This window comes from Nocardioides cynanchi, from assembly GCF_008761635.1.
Lineage (GTDB): Bacteria > Actinomycetota > Actinomycetes > Propionibacteriales > Nocardioidaceae > Nocardioides > Nocardioides cynanchi.
Window position 1 is genome coordinate 2,308,771 of sequence record NZ_CP044344.1, and the last position, 14,475, is coordinate 2,323,245.

The following is a 14,475-nucleotide window of genomic DNA, read 5'->3' on the forward strand; positions in this document are numbered from 1 at the left end:
TCAGCCTTCGGCTCCTCTCGGGTGACGCCGGCGGAACAGAGTCGGGCCAAGGCCTGGGCGCGGTAGATTCCAGGCGCAAGCGGTGCGTTTCGTGTGCCAACACTCCAATTCAGCCAACTTGGCACACGAGGGCACCGTCTTTGCGGTGGCCGCAACGGCCTCTTGGCGGGGCCGCAAATGGGGTCTGACCTGCGCGATCAGTAACCTGAGCCCCAACGATCCCCGGTTGGTCTGCCGGTAGGGCCCGCCTGACTTTGAATCAGGACTAGCGACGCAGGTTCGACTCCTGCCCGGGGAGCCACGCCGCACGGACATACCTTGTCGGCGGCCCCGGGCCTCCGGGCCACTGATCGCCGACCTAGGTATGTCCGGCGGTCGGGTTAGGGTCGCGGCATGGACCTGCCCGTGATGCCGCCGGTGCGGCCGATGCTGGCCAAGTCGGTCAAGGGGATCCCCGACCCGGCGAAGTACGTCGTCGACGGGGTCGGTGGGCTGAGCTTCGAGCCCAAGTGGGACGGCTTCCGCTGCCTGGTCTTCAAGGACGGCGACGAGGTGGAGCTGGCCAGCCGCAACACCAAGCCGCTGACCCGCTACTTCCCCGAGGTGGCAGCGGCGATGCGCGAGCAGCTGCCCGACCGGTGCGTCCTCGACGGCGAGATCTTCGTGGCCCTGCGCGGCGCCGACGGCGGCGACCGGCTGGAGTTCGAGACGCTCCAGGAGCGGATCCACCCCGCCAAGAGCCGGATCGACATGCTGGCCGAGACGACGCCCGCGGGGTTCGTCGCGTTCGACCTCCTGGCGCTGGGCGACACGTCGTACGTCGACCAGCCGTTCTCCCGGCGTCGCGCGACGCTGGAGCAGGCTCTGGCCGGCCTGGCCGGCCCGTGCTTCCTGACCAAGACGACCAGCGACCCGGCCGTCGCGGAGCGCTGGTTCCACCAGTTCGAGGGCGCCGGCCTGGACGGCGTGGTCGCCAAGCCGCTCAACGCGCCGTACGCGGAGAACGCCCGCACCATGCTCAAGATCAAGCACGAGCGCACCGCCGACGTCGTGGTCGCCGGCTATCGCGAGCACAAGACCAGCACCCCGGAGCGGCCCCTGCTCGGCAGCCTGCTCCTCGGTCTGTACGACGGCGCCGGAGGCGGCGGCGAGCTCCAGCACGTGGGGGTCAGCGCCAGCTTCACCGAGGCCCGGCGGGCCGAGCTGATCGAGCAGCTCCAGCCGCTCGTCGTCCCCATCGAGGAGCACCCGTGGGGCCGCTGGTCGGAGTTCCTGACCGCCAACCCCGACCGGGTGCCGGGCACGCAGAGCCGGTGGAGCCAGGGCAAGGACCTCAGCTTCACGCCTCTGCGTCCCGACCTGGTGATCGAGGTGGCCTACGACCACATGGAGGGCCGCCGGTTCCGGCACACCGCGCAGTTCCGGCGCTGGCGCACCGACCGCGACCCCGAGAGCTGTGGCTACGACCAGCTCGAGGAGGCGGCGTCCTACGACCTGACCGACGTGCTCGGCCCGTGACCGGCCCGGCCCGCGGATGACCTAGGCTTTCGGCGCCACCACCCCACCGGGAGCAGCCATGAGCGAGACCTACACCGTCGTCCTCCTCGTCGAGCAGGCGCTGACAGCCCAGGACGCGGCCCAGGTGCACTCGCTGCACGAGGCCCTCGAGGCTGACGTGCACTACCACGTGCTCCTGCCGGTGGAGGACGCCGCCGCCCGGGTCGAGGCGGCGATGGGCTCCATCAACGGTGACGGCCTGGTCGCGCCCGCGAGCCCCGTCTCGCTCGAGGAGCTGGAGACCGCCCGCGAGTACACCGAGCACCAGTCCGCCGCCGAGCTGGCGAGCACCCTGGCGGCCCTGACTGCAGCCGGCGCCACCGCCGACGGAGAAGTTGTCGACGACGACCCGATCACCGCTCTCGCCGCGAGCGTGGCCCGCCTCGACGCCGGGGAGGCGATCATCCTGACCCGCTCCCACGTGGTCGCGGAGTTCTTCCATGTCGACTGGACCTCCCGCGCGCGCCGCCGGATCGGGGTCCCCCTCCTCCACCTGCTCGAGCACGAGAGCTTCGACGAGCAGGCGGGCGCCGGCGAGGGCGTCACCGGGCTGTGAGTCGGGCCGGCTTCGCGGGCACGGCGCGGGTCGCGAGCGGCTCGCTGCCCACCGACGCGCTGTCGTCGTACGACGTCAGGGTGGCCGACGGACGGCTGCGGCTGAGTGCCAGCGGCGCCACCGGCGTGGTGCTCGACGTCCCGGTCGACGACGTCCGCGTCCGCCCGCTCGGGCGCGCCGGCACCTCGGTCGTGGAGATCGCGGGCGCGCCGATCCTGGTCGACCTGACCCGTCGTACCTCTCCCGGCACCCGTCGGCTGATCCCGGCGCTGCGCGGCCGCTGGCTGCGGCGACGGTTCGTCACCGCTCTGCACGGTGGCGCTCGATGACGGCGGAGGGCATCTTCCTGACCCACCAGCGCTCGCCGCGGATCCGTCGGCACTTCCAGCGGCTGGTCAAGGAGAGCGGCCACCTGATCACGTGGCACTTCGTGTTCAGCCACGACACCAGTGCCCGCCCCCACGCGCCGTTCGCCTACGAGGACCCCGCGCAGGTGCTGGCCGCGCGCTACCGCGCGATGGTGGCCCACGGTGGGGTCCAGGGCGGCTACCTCGACACCCTGCTGATCCCGGTGCTGCGCGCGCTCCCGGCCGACCACGCCTGGGTGTTCGAGTACGACGTGGACTACTCCGGGCAGTGGGGCGACCTGTTCGCCCAGTTCGCCGACAACGACGCCGACCTGCTGACCACGACGCTGATGTACCGCTCGGAGCAGCCGCGGTGGAACCACTGGAGTCGGGCGCGGGCACCGGAGTGGGTCCGGGACGACCAGATGGTGCGCTCCCTCAACCCGCTGATGCGGGTGTCCCGCCGGCTGCTCAACACCTACGCCGTCGCGATGGCCGACGACCGGTGGCAGGGCCACTACGAGTTCACTCTGGCGACCTCGGCGCTGGTGAGCGGCGCCCGGATCGAGGACCTGGGCAACGAGGGGTCGTTCACGCCGCCCGAGCGTCGTTCGCGGATCTACCTCGGCAAGTCACCCAGCGGCCGGCCCGACGCCCTGACCTTCGGGTTCCGCCCGGTCCGGGACCGCTACTTCCACGAGGCACCGGACGGCTTCGAGACGCCCGGCATGGTCTACCACCCGGTCAAGCCGGGGGTCCGCGCCTGGACGAAGGACACCATGAACCAGCGCGAGCCGAAGGCCTGACCCTCGGCCGACGCTCAGCCGCGGGCGGCGCGGTGCCGGCGGCGGTTGGTGCGCAGGCTGCGCTGCAGCTGCCGGGCGGCCGCCGGGTCGACCTGTCCGCCCGGGCTCTCGGCGGCGTCCAGGAAGGCCCGCGTCCAGCCTCGCAGCCGGGGCCGCTTCACGACCAGGTCGATCAGCACGTCGACGTCGCCGGCCGGCACGCCCGCCTCGGTGAACACCCGGGACGACGCGTCGGGGATCCACCCCGAGGTGTTGCTGTCATGGAGCCGGTGGTCGATCAGGACGGCGTCGAGGTTGCGCCGCTGCCCGAAGGCGGTCGCGAGCAGCGCCACCCAGAAGTCGTGCGAGACCGAGGTGTCGGGAGCCGGCCAGCCCCAGGTCTCGACGAACCTGCGGGTCACCGCCATCGTGCAGCCCTTCAACGCGACCGCGGGTCCGAAACCCTTTCCCGCCAGGAGGCTGTAGTACGACGGCGCAAGCTCGGCGCCGTCCCCCGACATGAGCGCGAAGTCGTGGAAGAGCGCCTCGCTGCGGTCGACCTGCGCCGCAGCCGCGACCGTCTCGAGCTTGGCCGGCCGCCACGAGTCGTCCTGGTCGGCGAAGAAGATCAGGTCGCCGGTGCACGCCCGGCTCGCCGAGACGAAGTTCTGCGCGTAGCCGAGGCGCTCCCCGGTCAGCACCCTCACCGGGAACGGCGCCCGCCCGGCGAAGTCCTCGACGATCGCGACCGTCGCGTCGGAGGAGCCGTCGTCACGCACCACGAGCTCGTCGGGCAGCCGGGTCTGGGTGGCCAGACTGTCGAGCATCTCGGGCAGGTAGGTCTCGCCCTCGAACGTGGCCATCACCACCGACAGGCGCATCGGCCCCGTAGGGTCCGGTTGCCGGGCGTCCATGCGGCCCAGCCTAGGGCCCGGCGCCGGAACGAGCCGGTGCCACGACCGGGGCTCGAGGAGGAGCGACCATGCGCAGCAGCCGACGCCGTACGACGGCTGGACTGGCGCTGGTGCTCTCCGTCGCCGCCCTGGCCACGGCCGGCCTGGACCGCGCGAGCCAGGCCCAGCCCGGCAGCCTGACCACGAGCACCTGCACCACGGCGCGGGTGCTGGCCCACTGGAGCGTCCGCCGACTCGCCGAGCAGACCGTGATCGTGCCGGTCGACGAGAACCACGTCGCCGCCATCTCGGCCGAGATCGCCGACGGTGCCGGCGGCGTGATCCTCTTCGGCTCGTCGGCTCCCCCCGACCTGGCCGCCAGACTGGCGGCACTGGCCGCGCGGGCTCCCGGTGGCATCGGCCCCCTGGTGATGACCGACGAGGAGGGTGGGACCGTCCAGCGGATGGCCAACCTGGTCGGCTCGATGCCCTCGGCGCGACGGATGGCGCGCACGATGACCGCCGCGCAGATCACGGCACTCGCGCACCGGACGGGCGGCCGGATGGCGGCGGCCGGGGTCGGGATGGATCTGGCTCCGGTGCTCGACCTGGACGACCGGCCGGGCCCGAGCGCGACGAACGCGGACGGCACGCGGTCCTTCAGCGTGCACCGCGCGGTGACCACGTCGGACGGTCTGGCGTTCGCCCACGGGCTCGAGCTCGGTGGCGTCGTACCGGTCGTCAAGCACTTTCCGGGCCTCGGTGGCGCGTCGGGCAACACCGACGTGACGGCGGCGACGACCAAGCCCTGGTCGCGGCTGCGCAGGGACGGCCTACGCCCCTTCGCCGCCGCGATCCGGGCCGGGATCCCGGCGGTGATGGTGACCAACGCCGTTGTACCAGGGCTGACCGTCCGACCCGCCAGCCTGTCGCCCGCGGCCGTGCACCGCCTGCTGCGGACCCGGCTCGGCTTCTCGGGCCTGGTGCTGCCCGACTCGCTGTCGGCGGCCGCCGTAAGGGCGGCGGGCTTCGACGTGCCTCGCGCCGCCGTGCAGGCGCTGCGCGTCGGGGAGGACATGGCGCTGTTCAACGCCGCGCCCGACGACGTGGCCGGCACCACTCGCCGGGTCGTGCAGGCCGTGGTCGACGCCGTGGGGTCCGGACAGCTGTCGAGGTCTCGGCTCACCACCGCGGTCCGGCACGTGCTCCACGTGAAGCGGCTCGACCTGTGCAGCCTCCAGCAGGTCGGCAGCGGCGCTACTCGGTGACCCGGTTGCCCTCGGCGTCCCAGTGCGCGGCGACCTTCTTGCTCGGCTGCACGCGCGGGGGCTCGCCGGGCATCTTGGGGTAGTCCGGCGGGTAGTTGAGCTCCACCGCCCCCTGCTCCTCGAACAGCGCGAGCAGCGGCTCGATCGAGTAGTGCTCGTCGTCGATGCCGGCCCACGGGTCGCCGTCGGCGATCCGCTCCGGCACCGTGAACAGGTTGAACTCCCCGGGGTCGGTGACGCCGGCCAGCTCCTCCCACGACATCGGGGTCGACACCGGCGCGCCGGGGATCGGGCGCAGGGAGTACGCCGAGGCGATGGTGCGGTCGCGGCAGTTCTGGTTGAAGTCGACGAAGATCCGCTGCCCCCGCTCCTCCTTCCACCAGGCCGTGGTCACCCCGTCGTCGCGCTGCTCCAGCTCGCGGCCGAACCCGATCGCCGCGTGCCGGACGTCGACGAACTCCCAGCGCGGCTCGATCCGGACGAAGACGTGGACGCCGCGGTTGCCGCTGGTCTTGGCGAAGCCACGCAGGCCGAGCTCCTCGAGCAGCTCGCGCGCGACGCCGGCGACGCGGACGGCGTCGGTGAACGTCGTACCGGGCTGGGGGTCGAGGTCGATCCGCAGCTCGTCGGGCCGGTCGACGTCGTCGCGGCGGACCGGCCAGGGGTGGAAGGTCAGGGCACCCATGTGGGCGCACCAGACCGGCACGGCGATCTCGGTCGGGCAGATCTCCTCGGCCTTCCGGCCGCTCGGGAACGTGATCTCGACCGCTTCGAGGTAGTCGGGGGCTCCTTGGGGCACACGCTTCTGGTAGAACGCGTCGGCGTTCTTGTCCTGCGGACCGGTGGCCAGCTTCATGCCCGGCCGGACGCCGGAGGTCCACCGCTCCAGGGCCGTCGGCCGGTCGCGCAGCGCACGCATCAGGCCGTCGCCGACGCTCGCGACGTACTCCGCGACCATCAGCTTGGTCACCTCGGGCGTGCGCTCGGTCGCCTCGTAGATCACCCGGTCCGGGCTGCTCACCCGCACCGCCCGGTCTCCGTCCGGACCGGGGACCACGACCTCCGCGGCGGGTGTCTTGGGCATGACCTCAGGCTAACAACGCCGAGTCGGCGCAAAGGCACACCCGTATGACGCCGAGTCGGCGCAAACAGGCACACCCGTATGACGCTGAGTCGGCGCAAACAGGCACCCGCAGGGCGCCGACTCGGCACAAAGGTGCACGCGACCCGTACTGACACCGGGAAGTGCACTGTCTCTTGCGCCGAGTGAGCGCTGTTGTGCTGTCTCTTTGCGCCGAGTCAGCGTTCTCGTGCTGCCTCTTTGCGCCGAGTCGGCGTCGTTGTGCTGCCTCTTTGCGCCGAGTCAGCGTCGTTGTGCTACCTCTCTGCGCCGAGCCAGCGCTGTTGTGCTGCCTCTTTGCGCCGACTCAGCGTGGTCAGTGGGGGGTGAAGACCGGGCGACGGTCGAGGTCGGCGGCGGTGGGCCGGACGAACTCGAAGCCGGAGGAGGTGACCACCACCGGGTCGGCCACCGACTCCTGCCCGGGCAGGGGTACGCCGTGCTCCCGGACCAGGGCGACCAGCACCTCCGCACAGCCGGTGTGCAGCGGCGGCAGGTGGAAGGCGTTGCGCCCCTGCTCCACCGCCGTGCCGACGAACGCCACCGGCCGGTCGAGCCCGGCACCGCAGACGCCGCAGATCCGGCTCAGGGCGCACTGGGTGACCCGCGCCTTGTTGAGCAGCGAGAGCGAGGCCCGCCCGTCGTCGTACGCACAGACGAAGGGCACCGAGGCCCCGAGCTCGGGGTCGAGCGGAGGTGACGACCACGACGACGCGTTGGCGCCGTCGACCCGCGGCCGACGCGGGGCGAGCAGCTGCCCCAGGCTCGACAGCCTCATGCCGAGGCCCGGGTCCACGCGCCGGTCTCGAGCCGGCGGCTGGGCCGCTGGTCGTCGCGGAGCCGCCCGCGGGACACCGGCGGGGTCGGCGGCTCGGGCTGGTCGCTGGAGGTCATGCCGTTGGGCAGCGAGAGCTTCAGGATCGTGCGCAGCGCCTGTCCGTACTGCTTCCACAGCGGCCCGGTCGTGTACGGGAGGTCGTACTTCTCGCACAGCGCCCGCACCTCGACCGCGATCTCGGGATAGCGGTTGCTCGGCAGGTCCGGGAACAGGTGGTGCTCGATCTGGAAGCCGAGGCTGCCCGAGAGGATGTGCAGCAGTCGGCTGCCGGTGAAGTTGGCCGACCCGAGGAGCTGACGGAGGTACCACTCGGCGCGGGTCTCGTCCTCGAGCTCCTCCTCGGTGAAGTGCAGGGCACCGTCGGGGAAGTGGCCGCAGAAGATGATCGCGTAGGACCACACGTTGCGCATCAGGTTGGCCGTCGCGTTCGCGGTGACCGTCGCCTGCCAGCCGGGCCCGCTCAGGGCCGGGTAGACGACATAGTCCTTGGCCAGCTGGCGCCGCACCTTCTGCCCGATCTGGCGCAGCTGCCGCTTCATCACCTTCGGGTCCTTCTCGCGCTTGCGGATCGCTTCGAGGTCGAGGTCGTGCAGCGCGACGCCCCACTGGAAGAGCAGTGCCAGCGCGGCGTTGTAGACGGGCTGGCCGAGGTTGGCCGGGTGCCACCGCTGCTCGCGCGCCATCCGCAGGATGCCGTAGCCGATGTCGTTGTCGTGGCCCAGGACGTTGGTGAACTGGTGGTGCACGTAGTTGTGGCTGTGCTTCCACTGCTCGGCCGGCTGGGCGGTGTCCCACTCCCAGGTCGAGGAGTGGATCTCCGGGTCGTTCATCCAGTCCCACTGGCCGTGCATGACGTTGTGGCCGATCTCCATGTTCTCCAGGATCTTGGCGACGCCGAGCATCGTCGTACCGGCCACCCATGCCGGCTTCCACCGGCCGGCCATCAGGGTGACCCGGGCCGCGGCGGCCAGCCGCCGCTGCACGGTGATCATCCGGTTGATGTACGCCGCGTCGGCATCGCCGCGGGACTCCTCGATCCCGGCGCGGATCGCGTCGAGCTCGCGCCCGAGCTGCTCCACCTCCTCGGTGGTCAGATGGGTGTACTCCTGGACGTCGCTGATCGCCATGGTTCGTTCCTCCTTCGGCCCGTTGCTCGAGCCTGTCGAGATCAGATGTCGAACGTGCAGTCCCCGACGGGGACGGTGACGCAGGTCTGGACGCGCTCGTTCTTCTGGTCGAACTCGGCCCCGCTGCGCAGGTCGCGGACCGTGCCGTCGACCATGGTCAGCGTGCAGGTGTGGCAGATGCCCATCCGGCAGCCGTAGGGCATGCCGACGCCGGCGGACTCCCCGGCCTCGAGACAGGTCGTGGCCCCGTCGACCTCCACGGTCTTGCCCGAGTTGCGGAACGTGATCGTCCCGCCCTCGCCGCCGTCGCCCCCGAGCTCGACCGAGAAGCGCTCGAGGTGCAGGTCGTCCTCGAGCCCGGCCTGCTCCCAGTGCTCCTCAGCGGCGTCGAGCATCGGGGCCGGCCCGCACGCCCAGGTCTCACGCGCCCGCCAGTCCGGTACGACGCGGTCGAGGTCGCGCAGCGCGAGCATCCCGTCGAGGTCGGTGTGACGCTCGATCAGGGTCAGGCTCTCGTGCCGCTCGGCGAGCTCCCGGAGCTCGGTCCGGAAGATCATCCGCTTCGGTGTCGTCGAGGAGTAGTGGAGGACCACGTCGGGCATGGTGCCGCGCCGGTCGAGGGTGCGCAGCATGGCCATCACCGGGGTGATCCCGCTGCCGCCGACCAGGAACAGGATCCTCGCCGGCGGCGGGTCCGGGAGCACGAAGTCGCCCTCCGGAGCCGCCAGCCGCACGATCGTGCCCGGCTCGCAGCCGTTGACGAGGTGGTCGGACAGAAAGCCCTCGGGCATCGCCCGCACGGTGATCGACAGGGTCCGCCCGGCATGCACCGGCGGCGAGCTGATCGAGTAGCTGCGCCAGTGGAACTTGCCTCCCACCTGGAGCCCGATCCCGACGTACTGACCGGGACGGTGGTCCCAACGCCAGCCCCACCCGGGCCGGATCACCACGGTGGCGGCGTCGTCGGTCTCGCGGTCGACCCGCTCGATCCGGCCCCGCAGCTCGCGGGCGGTCCACAGCGGGTTGATCAGCGACAGGTAGTCGTCGGGGTGCAACGGCGTGGTCAGCCGGGTGCCGGCCTGCCGGATCCGGGTCCACGGGACGCGTGAGGTGACCTGCTCCCCGAGCGGCATGGTGCTCCCCTCCTGCTCCGTCGGCCAGGTGGTCCCGACCGTTCCGACCCAAAATGTAACATTCGTTTACACTTAGGTTGTCAAGTGTGCTCCCGGTCTCACGGGTCCCTCCGAGGAGGACTCGTCACCGCTCCGTAAGCGTCGTACCCACCGCTCGGGTTGTCCCCTCGATTACCGTGGGAGCCATGGGTTACCAGGTGGAGAAGACCGACGAGGAGTGGCGCCAGGAGCTCACTCCCGAGGAGTACGCCGTGCTGCGCAAGGCGGGCACGGAGCGGCCGTTCGTCGGGGAGTACACCGACACCGAGACCAAGGGCGTCTACCGCTGCAAGGCCTGCCAGGCCGAGCTGTTCGAGTCCGGCACGAAGTTCCACTCCGGCTGCGGCTGGCCGAGCTTCTACCAGCCGATCACCGACACCGTGGAGTACATCGAGGACACCACCCTCGGCATGAAGCGGGTCGAGGTGCGCTGTGCGAACTGCGGCTCCCACCTCGGGCACGTGTTCCCCGACGGCTACGGCACGCCGACCGGCGACCGCTTCTGCATCAACTCGATCTCGCTGACGCTCGAGCCCGCCGACAAGCCCGCGACGACCGCCTGACCCTGCCGGACGTCATCCGACACAGTCGCCCGGGCGACCAGGACGCAGGACGTCCCTCGGGATGGCCGACAGGCTCGGGACGGAGGATGGCCGGGGCTACGGGAGGCGGGCGAGGAGGTCGGCGACCGGAGTCCGGGCGCCGGTGTAGAACGGGATCTCCTCGCGCACGTGGCGCCGGGTCTCCGAGCCGCGCAGGTGCCGCATCAGGTCGACGATCCGACCGAGGTCGTCGGCCTCGAACGCCAGGATCCACTCGTAGTCACCCAGCGCGAAGCTGTTGACGGTGTTGGCCCGTACGTCGGGATAGCCGCGGGCGAGCTGGCCGTGCTCGGCGAGGAGCCGGCGACGCTCGGTCTCCTCGAGGAGGTACCACTCGTAGGAGCGCACGAACGGGTAGACGCACAGGTGGGCCTTGGCGTCCTCGTCGGCCAGGAACGCCGGCACGTGGCTCTTGTTGAACTCCGCGGGCCGGTGCAAGGCCATCTGCGACCAGACCGGGGCGAGGCGGCGACCGAACGCCGTCCGGCGGAAGCGGTGGTAGGCGTCCTGGAGCTGCTCGCTGGTCGGAGCGTGCCACCAGACCATGAGGTCGGCGTCGGCGCGTAGGCCGGCCACGTCGTAGGTGCCCCGCACCACCACGTCGTCCGCGGCGAGCTTGCCGAAGAGGTCGTCGACCTCGACCGCCTCGGCGACCCGGTCGGACTCCCCCTCGCCACCCAGGGGCCGGTCGAGGCGGAAGACCGACCACATGGTGTAGCGGGTCATCTCGTTGATCTCGCGGGTCCGGGCCGCGTTGCTCGTGGCCGGAGTCGATCCGTCGGGCGTGCTGGTCATGGCCTCATTCTCCCCCGACACCTCGGCGGCGGCCCGGCGGGCAGAGGCGATCACCGCGGGGATGCCGACACCGTCGTACGCCGCACCGCAGACAGCGAGGCCGGGCACGGTCGCGACCGAGGCGCGGATCCGGGCGACCCGGTCGAGGTGGCCCACGGCGTACTGCGGCAGGGCGCCGCCCCAGCGGTGGACCAGCGCGTCGACCGGCCGGACCGGCCGGCCGATGGCGGTGGAGAGGTCCTCCACGACGTGGGCGACCAGCTCCTCGTCGGAGGCCTGGAGCGAGGCCTCCTCGCGGTGCCGCCCGATCGAGGCACGCAGGATCCTCACGTCGGCCGCGGCGCCGACCCAGCTCCACTTGTTGAAGGAGTACGTCGACGCCTTGATCCGCCGGCCGTCGACCGCGGGGACCAGGAAGCCGGACGAGTCGCCCACCTCGAGCTCGGGCACGGCGATGGTGATCACCGCCATCGACGCGTAGTCGACGGCGCCCAGGTCGGCCGACGCCTCCGGCGCGACGCCGGACAGGAGCCGGGCGCCGGGGGGTCCGGGGACCGCGAGCACCACGGCGGCGGTCTCGATCACCTCCGGCTCCCGCGTGGAGCCGACGAGCAGCCGGAAGCCCGAGGCCGTGCGCTCGAGCAGCCGCACCGGCGCCGACGCACGGATCTCGAACCCGCCTGTGTCGGCGAGGGCACGGGGCAGCAGGCCGAGGCCGCCCTCGAGCCCGGCGAACATCGGCGCCGGCGGGCCGGGCGGCGGTGGCGGCAGGGCCGCGGCGGCGGCCAGCAAGGAGCCGTGCTCGCGCAGCATCGAGACCACCTGAGGTGCGGTCGCCGTGGCCGACAGGTTGGCCGCGTGGCCGGCGTACACGCCCCCGAGCATCGGCTCTGCGAGCCGGTCGACCACCTCCTGGCCGAGCCGCGAGCCGAGCAGCTCCGCGACCGACACGTCGTCCGGGCCGAGCGGCAGGATCGTCTCCTCGCGGGCCCGGGCCAGGCCGTCGTCGGAGAGCACGCCGGTCTCGGCCAGGGCGTCCAGGTCGAGGGGTACGCCGAGCATCGTGCGCGGCAGCGGGCGCAGCGCGCCCCGGGTCCAGAGCTGGGTGGAGCCGGTGGCCGGATGCACCACGCCGAGCCCGAGCTCGGCCGCCAGCCCGACGGCCTCGGGCCGGCGCGCGAGCATCGACTCGGCACCGACGTCGACCTCGACCCCGGCGACGGTGCCGAGGCGCAGCTTGCCTCCGAGCTCGGCAGTGCTCTCCAGCAGCAGCACGGAGCGGCCGGCGCGGCTCAGCTCGCGGGCCGCGGTCAATCCGGCCATGCCCCCACCGACGACGACGACATCGGGTCTGACCTGCGGCACACCGACACTCTGTCACCCGGGCAGTAGCGCCACCGAGGGCCGATGGTCACACCTATGCTGACGGAGTGCCCAGCGCGCCCCTCGTCGTACCTCCGCTCCTGCTGATCGTGATCCTGGTGGTCAGCGCGGTGGCCAAGCTCCGCGACCCGGGCGACACCGGCGCGGTGTTCGTGATGCTCGAGCTGCCGAGGGTGCTGCTGCGGCTCAAGGCGCACCGGCTCCTGCCGTACGGCGAGCTGGTCGCGGCCGGGCTGCTGCTCCTGCTCCCCGGCACCTGGTACCTCGCCGCGGCCACCCTCGTCCTGCTGCTCTTCCTGGCCTACCTCGTCGTCGTGGCCCGCGCCCTGACCTTCCCCTACCCGCTGATCTGTGGCTGCTTCGGCGAGCTCGGGCTGGGCTGGATCACCCGCCGGACGCTGGTCCGCAACTCGCTGCTGGTGGGGATCGCACTCGTCACCTGGGTGGACGCCCTGCAGCACCACGGTCCGGACGACGGGCTGCTCCGACGTCTGGAGCACCTCGGCCAGGGCTGGTGGTGGCTGGGCGGGGTCGCCCTGGCCGTGCTGACGACCGGGATGGTGCTGCTGGAGGGCGACCCGCCGGCCGCGCTCCCGACGGACGACGACGAGTACGTGCCGGTGCCGGTGCCGTACGGCGTCGTCGACGGCCCCGACGGCCCCGGCGCCCTGTGGGGGCTCACCGCCACGGCCGCCCGGCTCCTCGTCTTCTACAACCCCGGCGACGAGCACGCCGACGACCTGATCGCCCGGGTGCCGTCCTGGCAGGAACAGCTGGGGCCGGTGGTCGTCCACCTGGTCGGGGCGACGCAGTGGTCGGTCCTGAGCCGACACCGACCCGACCTGGGCCCGCTGCTGCTCGGTGACCCCGATGGCGAGACCCGCCGCCGGCTGGGCGTCACCGAGCTGCCGGGGGCGGTGCTGCTCGGCACCGACCGCTACCTCGCGGGCGGTCCGGTGTCCGGGCTCGAGGACATCGACGACCTCGTCGCGGCTGCGGCCGAGCAGATCCAGGCCGCGGCCTCCCCCGCCCCCTAGCCCCCTCCTTGGGGGAACCCAGTCGCGTCCGGCGGCGTCGGACCCCCATGAACCCCACTCGTCCCCGCCTCGCCGTCGCCGGCGTGCTCACCCTCGTCGCGCTCACCGGCTGCAGCGGGGGCGGCGGGAGCGGGTCCGCGGCCGGCGGGGACACCGCCGGCGGGGCTGCCGCCGACAGCGTGGCTGCCTCCACGCCCCGCCTCGCCGACGGCAGCGTCACCGGGCAGGCCCTGAAGGCCGTCCAGGCCTACGGAACGACCTCGGACGTGCAGCAGAAGGCGGTGATCGAGAACGGCACCGTCTCGATCAGCACGCCCGACCCGCAGCACGCGCGCGACCGCGTCGACCTGCTGCTGAAGCGGCTGCACGGCACCATCGACGCCGAGCAGACCGTCTACGACAAGGCCGGACACATCCACGACTCGCACCTGGTGCTCCGGGTGCCGGTGGCGCGCTTCCGCGCGGCGATGCGCGACGTCGAGGGTCTCGGCACGGTCGGTCACTCCAGCAGCACCGGTAGGGACGTCACCACCGAGGTGATCGACGTCCAGCAGCGGCTCAAGACGCTGCGGATCAGCCTGCACGACCTCAACGCCTTCCAGCGCCAGGCCACCGGCATCGACCAGCTCCTGCGCTTCGAGAACGCGATCACCGCCCGCCGCGGCCAGTTCCAGTCGCTCAAGGCCCAACGCGACCACCTGCTCAGCGAGACCAGCATGTCCACCATCGACCTCGACATCTCGGTACCGGTGACGCACCCGGTGGCGGTCGCCTCGCACCACCGGCCCGCCGGATTCCTGACCGGCCTGCATCGCGGCTGGTCGGCCCTGACCGGGACGGTCCTGGTCGGGCTGACCGGGCTCGGCACCGTGCTGCCGTTCGCCCTGGTGCTGACCGTGATCGGCCTGCCGCTGTGGCTGTGGACCCGTCGTACGGCGCGCCACCGGCCGGCCACACCTGCACCGGCCGACGGGCCGGCCGCCGACTGAGCGGTC

At 72.1% G+C, this 14,475-nt stretch carries 14 protein-coding genes, 1 tRNA gene and 1 pseudogene; 9 read left to right on the top strand and 7 right to left on the bottom strand.

Translation table 11 applies throughout. The annotated features are described in order from the left end of the window. Window positions 1-219 precede the first annotated feature (219 nt). The 5 genes from E3N83_RS11105 (at window position 220) to E3N83_RS11125 (ending at window position 3,266) form a co-directional block, all read left to right on the top strand. Window positions 220-301: transfer RNA gene (locus E3N83_RS11105), tRNA-Gln, on the top strand. A gap of 92 nt (window positions 302-393) precedes the next feature. Continuing rightward, window positions 394-1,518, top strand: coding sequence for an ATP-dependent DNA ligase (locus E3N83_RS11110; protein ID WP_151083320.1), 1,125 nt, complete (start codon window positions 394-396; stop codon window positions 1,516-1,518). Between the two features lie 58 nt (window positions 1,519-1,576). Further along, window positions 1,577-2,113, top strand: a complete 537-nt coding sequence (locus E3N83_RS11115) for a hypothetical protein (RefSeq protein ID WP_151083321.1) — start codon at window positions 1,577-1,579, stop codon at window positions 2,111-2,113. Beyond that, entirely contained in the window at window positions 2,110-2,442 is a 333-nt protein-coding gene (locus E3N83_RS11120; RefSeq protein WP_151083322.1) for a hypothetical protein, read from the top strand. Before E3N83_RS11115 ends, E3N83_RS11120 begins: the two co-directional genes overlap by 4 nt. Continuing rightward, the gene (locus tag E3N83_RS11125) at window positions 2,439-3,266 is read left to right on the top strand and encodes a hypothetical protein (protein WP_151083323.1); all 828 of its coding nucleotides are present in this window, start codon (window positions 2,439-2,441) and stop codon (window positions 3,264-3,266) included. The genes E3N83_RS11120 and E3N83_RS11125 overlap by 4 nt, the downstream gene beginning before the upstream one ends. 14 nt (window positions 3,267-3,280) lie before the next feature. Here E3N83_RS11125 and E3N83_RS11130 read toward each other — a convergent pair whose 3' ends face one another. Then, the gene (locus tag E3N83_RS11130; RefSeq protein WP_151083324.1) at window positions 3,281-4,159 is read right to left on the bottom strand and encodes a glycosyltransferase; all 879 of its coding nucleotides are present in this window, start codon (window positions 4,157-4,159) and stop codon (window positions 3,281-3,283) included. 68 nt (window positions 4,160-4,227) lie between these two features. Here E3N83_RS11130 and E3N83_RS11135 point away from each other — a divergent pair, with 68 nt between their 5' ends. Continuing rightward, window positions 4,228-5,406 (top strand): glycoside hydrolase family 3 N-terminal domain-containing protein, encoded by a 1,179-nt coding sequence (locus tag E3N83_RS11135; RefSeq protein WP_151083325.1) that lies wholly within the window; start codon window positions 4,228-4,230, stop codon window positions 5,404-5,406. On the opposite strand, the gene E3N83_RS11140 is transcribed toward E3N83_RS11135, so the two are convergent. The 4 genes from E3N83_RS11140 to E3N83_RS11155 form a co-directional block, all read right to left on the bottom strand. Continuing rightward, complete coding sequence (locus E3N83_RS11140; protein ID WP_151083326.1) at window positions 5,396-6,490, bottom strand: DNA polymerase domain-containing protein; 1,095 nt, start codon at window positions 6,488-6,490, stop codon at window positions 5,396-5,398. The two genes, E3N83_RS11135 and E3N83_RS11140, sit on opposite strands and share 11 nt — an antisense overlap. Before the next feature lie 352 nt (window positions 6,491-6,842). Next, window positions 6,843-7,304, bottom strand: coding sequence for a hypothetical protein (locus E3N83_RS11145; RefSeq protein WP_151083327.1), 462 nt, complete (start codon window positions 7,302-7,304; stop codon window positions 6,843-6,845). After that, the gene (locus E3N83_RS11150) at window positions 7,301-8,491 is read right to left on the bottom strand and encodes a fatty acid desaturase family protein (RefSeq protein ID WP_151083328.1); all 1,191 of its coding nucleotides are present in this window, start codon (window positions 8,489-8,491) and stop codon (window positions 7,301-7,303) included. Before E3N83_RS11150 ends, E3N83_RS11145 begins: the two co-directional genes overlap by 4 nt. A 41-nt stretch (window positions 8,492-8,532) precedes the next feature. Further along, window positions 8,533-9,624 (bottom strand): ferredoxin reductase, encoded by a 1,092-nt coding sequence (locus tag E3N83_RS11155; protein ID WP_151083329.1) that lies wholly within the window; start codon window positions 9,622-9,624, stop codon window positions 8,533-8,535. Window positions 9,625-9,809: 185 nt separating this feature from the next. On the opposite strand from E3N83_RS11155, the gene msrB reads away from it, so the two are divergent. Then, the gene (gene msrB, locus E3N83_RS11160) at window positions 9,810-10,226 is read left to right on the top strand and encodes a peptide-methionine (R)-S-oxide reductase MsrB (protein ID WP_151083330.1); all 417 of its coding nucleotides are present in this window, start codon (window positions 9,810-9,812) and stop codon (window positions 10,224-10,226) included. Window positions 10,227-10,322: 96 nt separating this feature from the next. Here msrB and hemQ read toward each other — a convergent pair whose 3' ends face one another. Further along, window positions 10,323-11,060 carry a hydrogen peroxide-dependent heme synthase gene (gene hemQ, locus E3N83_RS19805; RefSeq protein WP_202879417.1) on the bottom strand — a complete coding sequence of 246 codons (738 nt, stop codon included), beginning with the start codon at window positions 11,058-11,060 and terminating at the stop codon, window positions 10,323-10,325. 27 nt (window positions 11,061-11,087) lie between these two features. Continuing rightward, window positions 11,088-12,425 (bottom strand): annotated as a pseudogene (locus tag E3N83_RS19810) (protoporphyrinogen/coproporphyrinogen oxidase); the annotation flags it as partial. A gap of 65 nt (window positions 12,426-12,490) precedes the next feature. Between E3N83_RS19810 and E3N83_RS11170 the strand changes: the two are divergent. After that, on the top strand, window positions 12,491-13,480 hold the full coding sequence (locus E3N83_RS11170) for a MauE/DoxX family redox-associated membrane protein (protein ID WP_151083332.1): 990 nt from the start codon (window positions 12,491-12,493) through the stop codon (window positions 13,478-13,480). Window positions 13,481-13,527: 47 nt separating this feature from the next. Next, the gene (locus E3N83_RS11175; RefSeq protein WP_151083333.1) at window positions 13,528-14,469 is read left to right on the top strand and encodes a DUF4349 domain-containing protein; all 942 of its coding nucleotides are present in this window, start codon (window positions 13,528-13,530) and stop codon (window positions 14,467-14,469) included. The last annotated feature ends 6 nt before the right edge of the window (window positions 14,470-14,475 follow it).

Excerpts from the sequence above, each read along its gene's own strand:
- E3N83_RS11110 (WP_151083320.1), top strand. The coding sequence starts at position 394 with ATGGACCTGCCCGTGATGCCGCCGGTGCGGCCGATGCTGGCCAAGTCG.
- E3N83_RS11140 (WP_151083326.1), bottom strand. The coding sequence starts at position 6,490 with ATGCCCAAGACACCCGCCGCGGAGGTCGTGGTCCCCGGTCCGGACGGA.
- E3N83_RS11145 (WP_151083327.1), bottom strand. The coding sequence starts at position 7,304 with ATGAGGCTGTCGAGCCTGGGGCAGCTGCTCGCCCCGCGTCGGCCGCGG.
- E3N83_RS11175 (WP_151083333.1), top strand. The coding sequence starts at position 13,528 with ATGAACCCCACTCGTCCCCGCCTCGCCGTCGCCGGCGTGCTCACCCTC.
- hemQ (WP_202879417.1), bottom strand. The coding sequence starts at position 11,060 with ATGACCAGCACGCCCGACGGATCGACTCCGGCCACGAGCAACGCGGCC.
- E3N83_RS11125 (WP_151083323.1), top strand. The coding sequence starts at position 2,439 with ATGACGGCGGAGGGCATCTTCCTGACCCACCAGCGCTCGCCGCGGATC.
- E3N83_RS11130 (WP_151083324.1), bottom strand. The coding sequence starts at position 4,159 with ATGGACGCCCGGCAACCGGACCCTACGGGGCCGATGCGCCTGTCGGTG.
- E3N83_RS11150 (WP_151083328.1), bottom strand. The coding sequence starts at position 8,491 with ATGGCGATCAGCGACGTCCAGGAGTACACCCATCTGACCACCGAGGAG.
- E3N83_RS11135 (WP_151083325.1), top strand. The coding sequence starts at position 4,228 with ATGCGCAGCAGCCGACGCCGTACGACGGCTGGACTGGCGCTGGTGCTC.
- E3N83_RS11155 (WP_151083329.1), bottom strand. The coding sequence starts at position 9,624 with ATGCCGCTCGGGGAGCAGGTCACCTCACGCGTCCCGTGGACCCGGATC.
- E3N83_RS11115 (WP_151083321.1), top strand. The coding sequence starts at position 1,577 with ATGAGCGAGACCTACACCGTCGTCCTCCTCGTCGAGCAGGCGCTGACA.
- msrB (WP_151083330.1), top strand. The coding sequence starts at position 9,810 with ATGGGTTACCAGGTGGAGAAGACCGACGAGGAGTGGCGCCAGGAGCTC.